Genomic DNA, 14,051 nt, shown 5'->3' on the forward strand with positions numbered 1-14,051 from the left:
TCGCAGTCACGGTTGCCAAGAGTTATGCAACATGGGAGTGAATAAACTGTAACACTGGCTCGCAAAACCTTGATTGGTGCGGATGCGCGCGATGGATGTAGAAGAAAGCATCGATAAGGGGACAGACAGAGTATGAATACGCACATCGTCTGCGGTGCTATGGGGCTTTGGATGGCGGCTTCGACAGTGGCTTTGGCCGAGTCGCAGCAGGGGGTCTTGGTCGAGCTTTACACATCGCAGGGCTGCTCGTCTTGTCCGCCGGCGGATGATCTGCTGGGCCAATTGGTCGAGATGCCTGGGGTGATCGGGCTGGCGCTGCATGTGGATTATTGGGATTACATCGGCTGGAAAGACACCTTTGGCCAAGCGAAATTTTCGGCCCGCCAGCGCGGCTATGCGCAGGCGGCGGGCGATAAGATGATCTACACGCCGCAGATGATCGTCGATGGTGGCGCACGGATGGTGGGCAATGATCCCCATCCGGTGGTCAAGGCGATCAAATCCGCGGCAGCCGTGCCAAAGACCATCAGCCTGACGCTGTCGCGCGCGGCGGGGCAGCTGCATATTGCGGGCAAAACTCAGCAGCCTTTGCCAGCGGGCACCACGGTGCAATTGGTGCATTATCTTGACAACAAGAATGTCGAAATCGAGCGCGGCGAGAATGCTGGCCGCACGATTGAATACCACAATGTTGTGACCTCGTGGCAAACTTTGGGGGAGTGGTCTGGCTTGCAGCCGTTGCAGATGGTCGCCGAAGATGGCGGCGGGCCAGTGGTGGTGCTGGTGCAGGCGGCGGGGCCGCGCGCAGTTTTGGCGGCGGCACGGCTGAAATAGCTAGGCCCAGCGGCGATGGACCCAGAACCATTGTTCGGGACGGGAGCGGACCCGCGCCTCCAGGCTGTGCGACAGCGCGGTTGTCATCTCTAGCGCCGAGCCCTTGGCGATGGGCGCCTCCATCTCGACCTCGAAGCTTATGCCATCTGGCTGGCGCGTCGCGTAAAACGGAATCAGCTCGGCGTTGTAGCGCAGCGCCAGTTCTGCCGCGGAAAGCGCGGTTTTGGCGGGATGGCCCAGAAAGCTGATGTCTTCGCCGGCCGCGCGCTGATCAAACAGCAGCACCAACATGCCACCTGCCTTAAGATGTTTGACAAATCCGGCTGTGCCCGCGCGGCCTTGGGGGAAAACCGGCCCGCCAAAAGCCTCCATGGTGCGGATGTAATGGGCATTGAAATAGGGGTTGGTCATCGGGCGGTACAGCCCGCCGATGCGAAAGCCGCGCGCCACAAGGCAGGCGCGTGCGGCCTCGTAATTGCCAAAATGCCCCGAGACCAGAATAACGGGACGACCCTCGGCTTTGGCTGCATCCAGTGCGGCAAGGCCTGCGCCGGTGGGGGTCAGGCGCGCTTGGCGTTTCGTGAAGGTTTTCGAATAGTTCTCGATCAGCGTTCTGCCTGCATTATCAAGTGATTGCATCGCGATCTTCGATCGATCTTCCTGCGGCATATCTGGCCAGATCAGCGCCAGATTTTCGCACGCCCGTTTGCTATAGCCCGCGACCGGCCCAATGATCCGGCGCAACACCCAGCCCATCAGCGGCACGCGCAGCCGGTAGGGCAGTGCCAGAGCCAAGCCAATCAGGCCGCGCGCCACCAGATTTTGCGCAAAGGCCGAGCGTTGAAAGGGCAGTTTTGTCATAGGGTTTCTTATTGCTGCGTTGCGACAGACATAGGGCCAAGGCCCGCAGATCACAAGCTGCTGTCGTCCTCCTCTTGGGCCAAAACAATCTCTCCTGCCGCTTCCAGATCGCGGATGACCGAAACCACGGCGTTATGCGCCTCTTCGCCGACTTTGTCTTTGACGGTGCCAAGGGCCGCCATCTCTTCGCGCAGACCCTGAGCCATGCGTTGGGACATATTGGCAAGAATGAACTCGCTGGCCTCCTCCATCTCGGGTTTACCGAAACAGGCGGCGAGGGCCGTGACGAGAGTATTTTGCTCGACCGTGCGGACCAATTTTGGCACATCGCGGCCAAGCACGCGTTTGGGGATATGCTCGAAGGTGAAGATCGCCTTGCGCACGGCTTGGGCGAAGGTGGTGTCCACCTCATCCAGCCCACGCAGCACATCTTCCCGGGTCAGGCTGGGCGAGATGTTCAAAATGGCACCAACGCGCTGCACCGGATCGGTGTCAAAGGCGCGGGGGGGGCTGCATCCAATTGGTTTGCCAAGGCAAGCCCGATGCGTTTGACCGTATCGGGTTCGATGCTGGCGGTTTGGCTGACGGCATAGGCGACACGACGGGCGCGATCACCGGGTAATTTCCCCAGCAATTCCGCAGATTTGGCCACTGGCAGCATCGAGAGCATGACCGCCGCCACCTCGATGCTTTCTTCGGTCAGCACCGGCAGCAGCTGTTGGTTTGGCATCGCCGTCAGCCGCGCCCAAGGGTCGCCAGATTGCGTCGCTGCCGCCATCCGACGCAGGCGCGAGGCGGCATTTGCCGAGATATGGCCATCCATCACCGCAAGCGCAGCTTCGATCCCGCCGGGGAAGGACAGCCCCACTTCTTCCAACTGACCAATGAATTCTTCCAGCACAGCGGCCAAGGTTTTACGATCGACCGTGCGCATCTGTGACATCTTTTGCGTCAGCGCCGATTGCATATGATCGGGCAATTGGCTGATCGGCACTGGCGAGCCTTCGGCCAACAGGAAGCGCACGATGATCGCGGCCTTTTCAGGCTGCGTCAGGCCGCGTTTCACAGGTTTGGCCGCGACCGCACGCCGCGCAGGTTCAATGCGTGCCAATGCGTTGGGTTCACCTGCCATAACTTCCCCGAATCCTTTCTGGTCTCGGGGAAACTTTGGCAGGCTTAAGTTAACTTATGCTTACGCGCCAAACACGCGGGCAAAAATCGTATCGACATGTTTGGTGTGATAGCCAAGGTCGAATTTCTCTTCGATCTGGGCGGGGGTGAGGGCTGCGGTGACTTCGGCATCGGCCAAAAGCTCGGTCTTGAAATCGGCGCCCTTTTCCCAAACCTTCATCGCATTGCGCTGCACCAGACGGTAGCTGTCTTCGCGCGACACACCGGCTTGGGTCAGCGCCAAAAGCACCCGCTGCGACATCACAAGGCCACGGAATTTATTCATATTGGCCAGCATGTTGTCAGGGTAGATCACCAGCTTTTCGACCAGACCGGCAAGGCGGTGCAGGGCAAAATCAAGCGTGATGGTGGTGTCTGGCCCAATGGCGCGTTCAACCGAGGAGTGGCTGATATCGCGTTCGTGCCACAGGGCCACATTTTCCAGCGCCGGTATCACCGACATCCGCACCAGACGCGCAAGGCCGGTGAGGTTTTCGCTCAGCACCGGATTGCGCTTATGCGGCATCGCCGAAGAGCCCTTTTGGCCGGGCGAGAAAAACTCTTCGGCTTCAAGCACTTCAGTGCGCTGCATGTGGCGAATTTCGATGGCGATGTTTTCGATGCTGGAGGCAATCACGCCAAGGGTGGCAAAATACATCGCATGACGGTCGCGCGGGATGACTTGAGTCGAGATCGGCTCGGGCGTCAGGCCCAGCATTTTGCAGACATGCTCTTCGACCGAAGGGTCGATATTGGCAAAGGTGCCTACCGCGCCGGAAATTGCCCCCGTGGCGATTTCGTCGCGTGCCCGCGCCAGACGCGCGCGGCCGCGGTGCATTTCGGCATAAAAGCGCGCGAAGGTCAGGCCCATGGTGGTGGGTTCGGCATGGATGCCGTGGCTGCGGCCGATGCGCACGGTGTCTTTATGTTCAAAAGCGCGGGCTTTGAGCGCGGCCAAAACTCGGTCCATGCCAGCAAGCAACAGATCGGTCGCGCGCACAAGTTGCACATTCAGCGTGGTGTCCAAGACATCCGAAGAGGTCATGCCCTGATGCACAAAGCGCGCATCATCCGCACCGATATGTTCGGCCAGATGGGTCAGAAAGGCGATGACGTCATGTTTGGTCACGGCCTCGATCTCATCGATACGCGCGACATCAAAGGTGACGTCTTTGGCGCGCCAGACAGCTTCGGCATTGGCTTTTGGAATCACCCCAATCGCGGCTTGGGCGTCGCAGGCATGGGCCTCGATCTCGTACCAGATGCGGAATTTGGTCTCGGGGGACCAGAGAGCAACCATTTCGGGGCGAGAATAGCGTGGGATCATCGGCGAGGCCTTTCGGTGCAAGGGCAAAGGGCGAGTAAGGCCCCGCCTTAGCCTGTGAGGGCTGGGGGTGCAAGAGAAGGGGTGGTGGATGCGGGCCTATACCATGCGCCTTTGCGCTATTTCCATGTGCGATCAAGCACGGCTAGCCAGTTGTCGAAGCACAGTTTGCGCATCAAGGCAGCATCATAGCCATGGTCGATCATTGCCTGTTGCAGCGCAGGCAGGCCTGTGACGTCGCCGATACCTTGTGGGAGCGTGGCCCCATCGAAATCCGAGCCAAAGCCAAGGTGGTCTTCGCCCAAGATCGCCAGCATGTGATCGAGGTGCGCCAGCACATCCTGCCAGCCCATATCCGCCGATTGCTTGCCATCGCGGCGCAGGAAAGAGGTGGCAAAGTTCAACCCCACCATGCCGCCAGAATCGCGGATCATCTGCAACTGCCGGTCGGTCAGATTGCGGCTGCTGGCGGTGATGGCATGGGCGTTGGAATGGGTCGCCACCAAAGGCGCATCCGACAGGCGGGCGACATCGTTGAAGCCTGCCTCGTTCAGATGCGACAGATCAATCATGATGCCCAGCGCATTACAGGCGCGGATCAGATCCTTGCCCGCCGACGTCAGACCCGCGCCGGTGTCGGGTGAGGCGGGGAAGGCAAAGGGCACGCCATGGCCAAAGATCGTCGGCCGCGACCAGACCGGGCCAAGCGAGCGCAGACCCATGGCGTGAAAGGCATAAAGCGTGTCAAGATTGGCATCAATCGCCTCGGCGCCCTCCATATGCAGGATGCCTGCGATCACGCCTTGGGCGAGACAGGCGCTGATCTCAGCCGTGCTGCGGCAGATCTTGAAGCCGCCGTTCGAGGCGCGCTCCATCCACAGCAGCTGCGCTGCCATATCCATCGCGATGGGTAGGGCTGTGGCGGGCTCGGTCAGGGCAGGCAGTGGCAGCGTGAAGGGCGGGTTTTCCATCGCCGCCATATAGTCGGGGGCGTCATGCGCGATGGGCGAGGGGATATAGATCGCGAAAAACCCCGCCGCAAAGCCGCCCCGACGCATGCGCGGCAGATCAAGGTGGCCCTTGCCCTCGCCGGTCAGCCAGATCGCCTCGCGGTTATGCGGTGCGTTGTGCAGCCGCAGCAGGATGTCATTGTGGCCGTCGAAGGTTGGAAACATGTGGAGACCTTTGGATGCTATGCGGGCCGCCGGGGCTCTGCCCCGGACCCCGGGATATTTGGGGACAGATGAAGGCGCAAAGACGGAAGGATGTCTGAGCGAGTGTCGGGCTTTGGTGCGCGGGTGGCAAGTGTTTCTTCGGCCTGGGGGTTTGAGCCGGCTGGCAGATTGTGGCATTGCTGTTTGGGTGGAGATTGGGGCGATGGGGCAGGCGATGGCGATTTTGCACGACAGACTGCCACGGCTGGCATGGATGGAGCCTGCGGTCGCGCGTTTGCCGGGGATACAGCCGGTGCTGGATGACAGCTGGTTGCTGGTGGATGAGGCTTTTGCCGGCCAGATGGCGGAGCGGGATCGCTTGATCGCGCAAAGCCCGGCTTTGGTGCTGGGGATGCAAGAGGGCGCGCGCGCGGCGGCAGAGGAGCTTTACGAGGCGGTCTTGGCCAAGCTGGCGCGCAGCAAGGGCTATGTGGTGGGGGCAGACCGCGTGCTGCGCCCTGATGGGGTCGAGGTGGCACTGGATCGTGGCGCGCCCTTGCTGACCTTGGGGCGGCTGGTGCAGGAGGATCTGTGTCTGATGCAAAAGCAGGGAGAGGAGCATCTGCTGACGGCGGCGGTGTTGTGCTTTCCGGCCAGTTGGACTTTGGCCGAAAAGCTGGGCCGCGCGATGATTGGCATCCACCAGCCGGTTGCAGAGTATGGCCCTGATCTGGCCAAGCGGGTGCAGCGGTTGTTTGATGCGATCAGGCCCGAGCAGCCGCTGTGGCGGATGAATTACAACGTCTATGCCGAGCCCGAGCTGTTTCAGCCGCGGCGAGAGGCAGATCCGCAGCCGGTGCAGCGGGCCGGGCGGTATTTGCGCTCGGAGCGGCAATGTTTGCTGCGTTTGCCGAAAAGCGATGCGGTTTTGTTCAGCATTCACACCTATCTGGTGCCGCTTGAGAGCCTGTCAGAGGCGGCCCGCGATGGCTTGGTTGCGGCGGGTAAGCTGATCTTGGGGCCTGGCGCGGCATAGGTGTGCGTTTTTCACGCCAGTAGGCCAGAGGCTGTCCTAGGTTTGGGCGTGCAGGCAGGCGGAAGGGCGGGCCGTGATTGCGGCGCGCAGGCGGGTCAGCGCGTCGGTTTTGCTGGGTGCCGTCTTGGTCAGGCATTGGCTGCGGCGGTGGTCGAAATCGCGTGACAGTAGCGCGCTGAGAAGGGTGTCATCGAGGCGCGGCAGGGCGCGCGGCGGTCGGTCGTGGCGCGGACGCGGTGCGCTGAGGCATTCGAGCAGATCGAGATCGACCTGCGCTTGGGTTTCATACCAGAGTATGGCGTTGGCCGGATAAAGCTGGTGTAAATGGTCGGCCAGACGCGAGCAGAGTGCTGGATGTTTTTGCGCTGCGAGCAGCCGCTTTGCTTGCCCCCGCGCCGCGATATCTGAGGGACCCACCGAGATACACAGCGCCATTTCCACGCCGTTGCGCGGGAAATCTTGCTGGGCCAAGCCAATGCGGGTGCCTGGCATCTCGAAGCTGACCCAATGTTCGGCTTCCCAGCGCAAGCGGCAGGGCACCGCCGAAAAGCGGGTGAGGGTCTTGTCGAGCTGGCTGACCAGATGGGCAAAGTTAACAATCGGCGCGGTTGAAAAAACCAACTCGGCAATGGTCGAGACCTGAAACGCAGGGGAAAGGCACATTTCTGTCTCCATTCTTAAGTCAGGAAAATATGCGTGGCAAATGCGCCCTGATAGCGGAAACATTGTGGCGTTAACGAGTTGTTAACCATTTTTCAGGAAACGAGAGCCGCAAGATCGGCTTGGGCTACAGCCGTGGATTGTAACGAAAAAGGCCGCCCGAAGGCGGCCTTTCTGAGTATGATCGCTGCCCTTAGCAGGAATAATACATCTGATATTCGATCGGGTGCGGGGTATGCTCGTAGGCATAAACCTCTTCCCACTTCAGACCCATATAGGCTTCAAGCTGTGGACGGGTGAAGACGTCACCGGCCAAGAGGAAGTCCATATCCGCCGCCAGCGATTCGAGCGCTTCGCGCAGCGAGCCGCAAACGGTTGGGATTGCTGCCAATTCTTCTGGCGGCAGGTCATAAAGATCTTTGTCCGAAGCTGGACCCGGGTCGATCTTGTTCTTGATCCCGTCAAGGCCGGCCATCATCAAAGCCGCGAAGGCCAGATAGGGGTTGGCTGCTGGATCGGGGAAACGTGCCTCGACGCGCTTGGCTTTTGGCGATTCTGTCCACGGAATACGCACGCAGCCCGAGCGGTTGCGGGCCGAATAGGCGCGCAGCACGGGAGCCTCGAACCCAGGGATCAGGCGCTTGTAGCTGTTGGTCGAAGGGTTGGTCAGCGCGTTCAGGGCTTTTGCGTGCTTGAGGATGCCGCCGATGAAATACAGCGCCTCTTGGCTGAGATCAGCGTATTTGTCGCCCGAGAACAAAGGCTTGCCGTCTTTCCAGATCGACATGTTCACGTGCATCCCCGAGCCGTTATCGCCCTTCATAGGCTTTGGCATAAAGGTGACGGTCTTGCCGTAGGCGTGGGCCACGTTGTGGATCACGTATTTGTATTTCTGGATGTTGTCAGCCTGTTCAACCAGACCGCCAAAGATCATGCCCAGCTCGTGCTGGCAGGTCGCCACTTCGTGGTGGTGCTTGTCAACCTTGATGCCGATGCGCTTCATGGTCGAAAGCATCTCGCCGCGCAGGTCTTGCGCTTCATCCACTGGGTTCACAGGGAAATAGCCGCCCTTGTGGCCCGCACGGTGGCCGTAGTTGCCGCCTTCGGTGGCTGCATCGGTGTTCCAAGCGGCTGCTTCTGCGTCGATCTGATAGGCCACTTTTTGTGGCGTTACCGAATAGCGCACATCGTCGAAGATGAAGAATTCAGCTTCGGGACCAAAGTAGGCAACATCGCCGATACCCGAAGATTTCAGGTAGGCTTCGGCCTTTTTGGCGATCTGGCGTGGGCAGCGATCATAGGCTTCGCCGGTGTCTGGCTCGACCACGTCGCAATGCACGCAAAGCGTTTTTTCGGCGTAGAAGGGGTCCATATAGACCGAAGACGCATCCGGCATCAGTTTCATGTCGGACTGATCAATCGACTTCCAGCCAGCGATGGAGGAGCCGTCGAACATGAAGCCTTCTTCAAAGAAGTCTTCGTCCACAAGATCTGTCACCAGCGTAACGTGCTGGAGTTTGCCTTTTGGATCGGTGAAACGAATGTCGAGATACTCGATCTCTTCGTCCTTGATCAGTTTCAGAGCTTTTGCAACTGCGCTCATCATGCTGCCTTTCGTTAGGGTTTCGGTATGGCGGTCAGGGGATCAGCCCGCCGGTGTAGACGTATCAGACCGCGTCGTCGCCGGTTTCGCCGGTACGGATGCGGATAGCTTGCTCGACATGCGAGACGAAGATTTTGCCGTCACCAATCTTGTCGGTGCGCGCAGCAGAGATGATGGCAGCGATGGCGACATCCACCATATCGTCGGTCAGCACCACCTCGATTTTTACCTTCGGCAGAAAATCGACGACATATTCGGCGCCGCGATACAGCTCGGTATGACCCTTTTGACGGCCAAAGCCTTTGACTTCGGTGACAGACAGACCCTGAACGCCAGCCTCTTGCAGAGCTTCCTTCACCTCGTCCAACTTGAACGGTTTGATGATCGCCTCGATTTTCTTCATGGCCGACTCCTCAGATTTCTGCGTCTTTGAGGCTAGTGACCATTTCCGCAGGGCAGCTTCAATTGGTGCCGCGAGATGGTTGCGATTGCAAGGCGTGAAAAAGCAGCAAACGGCTAATATTTGTGCTGTTTGCATTTATTTTAGGCGGTTTATGAACGGAATCGGGAGGGGTTGCCGCGGTTTCAGGCAGGATGGCGGAAAGACTGCGCGGAAAACGAGGGGCGGCCGCCTTGGTGGGCGGCAGCAGGTTTTAGGCTTTGCTGGGGGAAATTGCGGGGCAGCTCATTTCCAGCGCGCCCACATAGATGATTTCGGGCTGTTCAAATTGCAGGCTGTAAAGACAAGCCTCGGCAAGCACCTCGCTGCGGATAAAGCTGCCGTCAATCAGCCGCTCGGCTGCGACCAAGGCAGCCTCGGTGTCAAACAGCGCTTTAGCGCGCCAGTCGCGCAGGAGAATCGGTTGTTGCGGTGCCACCTTCACATCGATATGCGGCCGACCATTGCCAAGCACACCTTGGGTGATGTGAACGACCTGAAGCTGTTGCGCCAAGATGCGGCTGATGCCTGCGACCTTGCGCATGCCCGAGCGGGTGATGACCGAGGCCCCGGGGGTCAAGTGTTCGATCGCGACTTCGCCGTTCAAGGTCAAGATATGGGTTCCGGCCAAAAGCCCATAGTTGATTGGCTGGGCTGCGACCGCAGCGGGTTGTTTGCAAATCGTTGCGATCATCGCGCCATTCCCTGTCTTCGGCCCAGTCTGTTGGGCGCTAACTTTCTGTTAACACTTTCTTCCCCCAGACTGTGGCGAGATTGCGTCCAAGCTGTGAGGATTTCGTGGAGGCGGACGGAAAACAGCAAATAAATTTTTCCTCTCGCTTCCCCCGCTCGGCTTTGTTAGAAGGACGCGGATTTCAGGACGCAGGCTTCTGCTTTCGGGCGGGGGCTCTGCGTCTTGTTGAGTTATGCGGGTATGGCGAAATTGGCAGACGCACCAGATTTAGGTTCTGGCGCCGTAAGGCGTGGGGGTTCAAGTCCCTCTACCCGCACCATAGGTTGATGAGAAGGACGAAGATATGCAGGTCACCGAAACCCTGAAAGACGGCTTGAAGCGCGCCTACACCATCACGGTGACCGCTGCCGAGTTGGACGCGAAAGTTCAGGAAAAACTGCTCGAGGCGCAGCCCGAGGTCGAAATCAAGGGCTTCCGTAAGGGTAAAGTGCCTTTGGCTATTTTGAAAAAGCAATTTGGTCAGCGCCTGATGGGCGATGCGATGCAAGATGCGATCGACGGCGCGATGAAGCAGCATTTCGACACCACCGGTGATCGTCCTGCGCTTCAGCCAGAGGTCAAGATGGTTGACGGCGAGACTTGGAAAGAAGGTCAGGACGTTGTGGTTGAGATGAGCTACGAAGCTCTGCCACCGATTCCAGATCTGGACCCAAGCCAAATCACGCTCGACCGGCTTTCGGTCAAAGCCGATGAAGCTTCGGTTGACGAAGCGCTGAAGAACCTTGCTGAAACCGCGCAAAACTTTGTGGCGCGTGGCAAGGGCCGTGCCGCCAAAAAAGGCGATCAGGTTGTGATCGACTTTAAAGGCTCGGTGGATGGTGTTGCATTTGAAGGCGGCGCTGGCGAAGATTACCCGCTGGTTCTGGGTTCGAATTCGTTCATCCCAGGCTTTGAAGACCAACTGATTGGCGCGGCTGCCGAGGCAGAAGTCTCTGTCACCGTAACCTTCCCAGCAGAATATGGTGCAGAGCATCTGGCCGGCAAAGAAGCCGTCTTTGCTTGCACCGTTAAAGAAGTGCGCAAGCCCGTTGCTGCCGCGATTGACGACGAAATGGCCAAGAAATTCGGTGCCGAAGATTTGGCAGCGCTGAAGGGCCAGATCGCGTCGCGTCTGGAAGAAGAGTACAAAGGGGCCGCCCGTGCCGTGCTGAAGCGCGCGATGCTGGACCAGTTGGACGCTTTGGTGAAATTTGACCTGCCGCCGGCTTTGGTGGAAGCAGAGGCTGCGCAAATCGCGCATCAGCTGTGGCATGAAGACAATCCAGAAGTTCACGATCACAACCACGGCAATGTCGAAACCACCGAAGAGCACAAGACTTTGGCCGAGCGCCGCGTGCGTTTGGGCTTGGTTCTGGCCGAAGTGGGTCGTAAGGCCGAAGTCACTGTGACCGATGCCGAGATGACCCAAGCAGTCCTGACCCAAGCGCGTCAGTATCCCGGCCAAGAGCGTCAGTATTTCGAGTTCATTCAAAAGAACCCGCAAATGCAACAGCAGCTGCGCGCGCCGATCTTTGAAGACAAAGTCGTTGATCACATTCTGGCAGGTGCCAAAGTGACCGATAAGGACGTCAGCAAAGAAGAGCTGCAAAAGCTGGTTGAAGCTTTGGACGAAATGTAATCAGATCTTCGGATCATGCGATGGGGCCGCCTTTCGGGGCGGCCCTTTTTCTTTTGCCGATAAGGACCACGCCCATGCCCGAGTTTTTGCCCGATCTGCCCGTTGAAGGGATTCTGGAGTGTTTGAAGCGCTCGCCGGGGCATGAAATCCGCTCGGGCAAATTTGACAGCCCTGAATCCTCGGCGGCCTTGGTGGCCAATGCCTTTGGCTGGTTTCTGAACCGCCCGCAGGTTTTGCCGCCTTTGCCCGGTGTGCCCGCAGGTCAGGCCGAGACTGTGACGCTTGAGGCCGAGATGCGCTATCCTTGGAAGGGCGGGCGGCAGCCTTGGCTGGATGTGGGGATCGAGACCGCCACCACGCTGATCGGCATTCAAAGCAAGCGCTACGAGCCGTTTCGCCCCAGCAAGGTACAGGGCTTTTCCGAGCTGATTGATCGCCCCGAATGGCGCCAGAGCATGGGTGCCTATACCAAGATGCGTGATGATCTGGTGTCGGGCAAGGTTGATTTCGACGCGATGGATGCGGTGGGGCTGATCAAGCAGGCTTACGGCATTCAGACCCGCGCGGAAAAGCGCGCCTTGGGCGGGGTCTTGGTCTATCTTTATGCCGAACCTAAGACTTGGGCTTCAGGCAAGCCTGTGAACCCAGATCGGGTGATCCAGCACCAAAAGGAATTGGCCAAGTTCGCGCGTATGGTGGCGGGGGATGCGGTGGTGTTTGTGCCGTTGCGTTGGGCAGATTTGCTGCGGCAATGGGCTCAGGTGCCAGCACTTGCCGCCCATGTCGAGGCGCTGCGTGCGCGCTTTGGCAAGCTGGGCTAGACCCGCTTGGCGCGGTATTCGCGCCACAGCACAAACAGCCCCGCGCCGCTGATGATGCTGATGCCGATCCAGCCGGTGCGGGTCGGCCAATCGGCAAAGAACATCCAGCCGAAAATCACGCCCCAGATCATCGCGGTATATTCAAACGAGGCGACAATGCTGGCCTCGCCCATCCGGTAGGCTTGGGTCAGCAGCGTCAGCGCAATCGCGGCGATCACGCCGCAGGCGCACATCAGCGCCAGATCCTGCGGGCTGGGCGTGACCCATGCCCGTGTCAGGAACGCGAGGCTTTTGTGGGTTGCGCCCTCGAACTGGCCCGCGCCAAAGATCAAAGACAGCAGTGTGGCGCAAAGCAAAAACACCGCATTGCCCCAAAACGCCATCGCCGAGGCGGTCTCGCTGCGGCCAAGCTGGCGGGCCGAGATCATCGCCAGCGCATAGGTGCTTGCGGCGGCCACGGCCAAAAGTGCTGCCCAGTCGAACAGATCGGTGCCTGGTCGCGCCATCAGCACAACGCCGCCAAAGCCGATGATCACGGCGGTCCAGCGCGGCCGACCGACCTTTTCGCCCAGCATCGGCACCGACAGCAGGGTGATGAACAAGGGGGCTGCAAAGAACAGCGCCACCACGGTGGCAATCGGCAGCGCCGCCAGCGCCAGATAATAAAGCGTATAGGGCGCAAAGACCACAAAGCCGCGCCCGATCATCCGCATCATGCCGGGGGTGAATAGGGTTTTGCTGCCGCCATCAAACAGCACCAAGACCCAGATCAGCGGCAGGGCGGTCAGGCTGCGAAACACCATCGCCTCGGATAAGGGATAATTGCCGGACAGCAGTTTCAGGATCAGATCCTGCACCGAAAACAGCGCGATGCCTGCGACAAGCAAGCCAATCGCGCGCAGGTTTTGCGCAACTGCCAGCAGCGGAAGTTTCGGAGTGATATCGGTCATCGCAGCCCTTTCAGCTCAGCCTTAAGCTGCGGCGGAATGTCCGCGGGGTCTGCGCGATTTGCGACAGGCTGGAGGGTGAATTTGGCCATGAAAAAACCGCGCAAGGTTGCCCCTGCGCGGTGACGTCGTTGAGTTGGCGTGGGCCGCTTACATTGGCGGCAAGATCACCGCGTCGATCACATGGATGACGCCATTGCTGGCCTCGATATCGGCGGCAGAAATCGGCGCACCGTTGATCTTTGCGCCGCCCTCAAGGGTGAAGGTGACATTGCTGCCCTGCACGGTTGCCGCGGTCATGCCTTCGGTCAGTGCCGAGGACATCACCTTGCCTGCGACCACGTGATAGGTCAGGATGGCGACCAATTTGTCTTTGTTTTCTGGCTTGAGCAGGTCTTCAACCGTGCCTGCGGGCAGGGCTGCAAAGGCTGCGTCGGTTGGGGCAAAGACGGTGAAGGGTCCAGCGCCCTTCAGCGTGTCCACCAGCCCTGCTGCTTGCACAGCGGCGACCAGAGTGGTGAAGTTGCCAGCGCCCACGGCGGTATCAACGATATCCTTGTCGGCGGCGTAAGAAGCGGTCGCCATCAAAGAGGCTGCGGCGGTCAGCGCAATGAAGGTTCTACGGATCATGTGTCGTCTCCCATTAGGAAAGTGTGAATACCAAACTTGTTTTGGTATAAGGGATACGGGGGGCCATCGCGGCTGGATCGGTTCTGGGCGGTCACGAAAACTCACATGGGCGTGATGGGATTTTGCGCGCGGAATGGGGCAGGGACCGCTGCCCCGCAAGCATGAAAAAACCGCGCGAGGTTGCCCCCGCGCGGTTCTTA

15 protein-coding genes and 1 tRNA gene are annotated in these 14,051 nt (G+C 59.4%); 5 read left to right on the forward strand and 11 right to left on the reverse strand.

The genetic code is table 11. The features are described 5' to 3' along the window. The first annotated feature begins 132 nt into the window (after positions 1-132). The gene (locus V7Q10_RS01345; RefSeq protein WP_333867237.1) at positions 133-834 is read left to right on the forward strand and encodes a DUF1223 domain-containing protein; all 702 of its coding nucleotides are present in this window, start codon (positions 133-135) and stop codon (positions 832-834) included. On the opposite strand, the gene V7Q10_RS01350 is transcribed toward V7Q10_RS01345, so the two are convergent. From V7Q10_RS01350 to V7Q10_RS01370, 5 genes are all read right to left on the reverse strand, one after another. Next, positions 835-1,695, reverse strand: coding sequence for a lysophospholipid acyltransferase family protein (locus V7Q10_RS01350; protein WP_333867238.1), 861 nt, complete (start codon positions 1,693-1,695; stop codon positions 835-837). Between the two features lie 50 nt (positions 1,696-1,745). Continuing rightward, positions 1,746-2,156 carry a FliG C-terminal domain-containing protein gene (locus V7Q10_RS01355; protein WP_333867239.1) on the reverse strand — a complete coding sequence of 137 codons (411 nt, stop codon included), beginning with the start codon at positions 2,154-2,156 and terminating at the stop codon, positions 1,746-1,748. Then, the gene (locus tag V7Q10_RS01360; protein WP_333867240.1) at positions 2,153-2,827 is read right to left on the reverse strand and encodes a hypothetical protein; all 675 of its coding nucleotides are present in this window, start codon (positions 2,825-2,827) and stop codon (positions 2,153-2,155) included. Before V7Q10_RS01360 ends, V7Q10_RS01355 begins: the two co-directional genes overlap by 4 nt. Before the next feature lie 60 nt (positions 2,828-2,887). Further along, a complete protein-coding gene (gene purB / locus V7Q10_RS01365) occupies positions 2,888-4,192 on the reverse strand; it encodes an adenylosuccinate lyase (protein WP_333867241.1) in 1,305 nt (434 codons plus the stop codon). A 116-nt stretch (positions 4,193-4,308) separates the two neighbouring features. Further along, positions 4,309-5,364: a dipeptidase gene (locus V7Q10_RS01370; protein ID WP_333867242.1), complete on the reverse strand. Its 1,056-nt coding sequence runs from the start codon at positions 5,362-5,364 to the stop codon at positions 4,309-4,311. Positions 5,365-5,515: 151 nt separating this feature from the next. On the opposite strand from V7Q10_RS01370, the gene V7Q10_RS01375 reads away from it, so the two are divergent. Continuing rightward, the gene (locus V7Q10_RS01375) at positions 5,516-6,379 is read left to right on the forward strand and encodes a heme-dependent oxidative N-demethylase family protein (protein WP_333867243.1); all 864 of its coding nucleotides are present in this window, start codon (positions 5,516-5,518) and stop codon (positions 6,377-6,379) included. Positions 6,380-6,415: 36 nt separating this feature from the next. Here the strand turns inward: V7Q10_RS01375 and V7Q10_RS01380 are convergent, their stop codons facing one another. The 4 genes from V7Q10_RS01380 to V7Q10_RS01395 form a co-directional block, all read right to left on the reverse strand. Next, positions 6,416-7,042: a hypothetical protein gene (locus V7Q10_RS01380; RefSeq protein WP_333867244.1), complete on the reverse strand. Its 627-nt coding sequence runs from the start codon at positions 7,040-7,042 to the stop codon at positions 6,416-6,418. A gap of 190 nt (positions 7,043-7,232) precedes the next feature. Beyond that, positions 7,233-8,642 (reverse strand): type I glutamate--ammonia ligase, encoded by a 1,410-nt coding sequence (gene glnA, locus V7Q10_RS01385; protein ID WP_333867245.1) that lies wholly within the window; start codon positions 8,640-8,642, stop codon positions 7,233-7,235. 64 nt (positions 8,643-8,706) lie between these two features. Continuing rightward, complete coding sequence (locus V7Q10_RS01390) at positions 8,707-9,045, reverse strand: P-II family nitrogen regulator (RefSeq protein WP_333867246.1); 339 nt, start codon at positions 9,043-9,045, stop codon at positions 8,707-8,709. Positions 9,046-9,295: 250 nt separating this feature from the next. Further along, entirely contained in the window at positions 9,296-9,775 is a 480-nt protein-coding gene (locus V7Q10_RS01395; RefSeq protein ID WP_333867247.1) for a Hint domain-containing protein, read from the reverse strand. 234 nt (positions 9,776-10,009) lie between these two features. On the opposite strand from V7Q10_RS01395, the gene V7Q10_RS01400 reads away from it, so the two are divergent. From V7Q10_RS01400 to V7Q10_RS01410, 3 genes are all read left to right on the forward strand, one after another. Continuing rightward, positions 10,010-10,094 (forward strand) — tRNA-Leu (locus tag V7Q10_RS01400). A 24-nt stretch (positions 10,095-10,118) separates the two neighbouring features. Further along, entirely contained in the window at positions 10,119-11,453 is a 1,335-nt protein-coding gene (gene tig / locus V7Q10_RS01405; protein WP_333867248.1) for a trigger factor, read from the forward strand. Between the two features lie 74 nt (positions 11,454-11,527). Then, positions 11,528-12,274, forward strand: coding sequence for a hypothetical protein (locus V7Q10_RS01410; RefSeq protein ID WP_333867249.1), 747 nt, complete (start codon positions 11,528-11,530; stop codon positions 12,272-12,274). Here V7Q10_RS01410 and V7Q10_RS01415 read toward each other — a convergent pair. Then, complete coding sequence (locus tag V7Q10_RS01415; protein WP_333867250.1) at positions 12,271-13,224, reverse strand: DMT family transporter; 954 nt, start codon at positions 13,222-13,224, stop codon at positions 12,271-12,273. The genes V7Q10_RS01410 and V7Q10_RS01415 overlap by 4 nt on opposite strands. Positions 13,225-13,371: 147 nt before the next feature. Then, complete coding sequence (locus V7Q10_RS01420; RefSeq protein ID WP_333867251.1) at positions 13,372-13,851, reverse strand: fasciclin domain-containing protein; 480 nt, start codon at positions 13,849-13,851, stop codon at positions 13,372-13,374. Between the last annotated feature and the right edge of the window lie 200 nt (positions 13,852-14,051).

The organism is Cypionkella sp. (genome assembly GCF_036782355.1).
Lineage (GTDB): Bacteria > Pseudomonadota > Alphaproteobacteria > Rhodobacterales > Rhodobacteraceae > Cypionkella.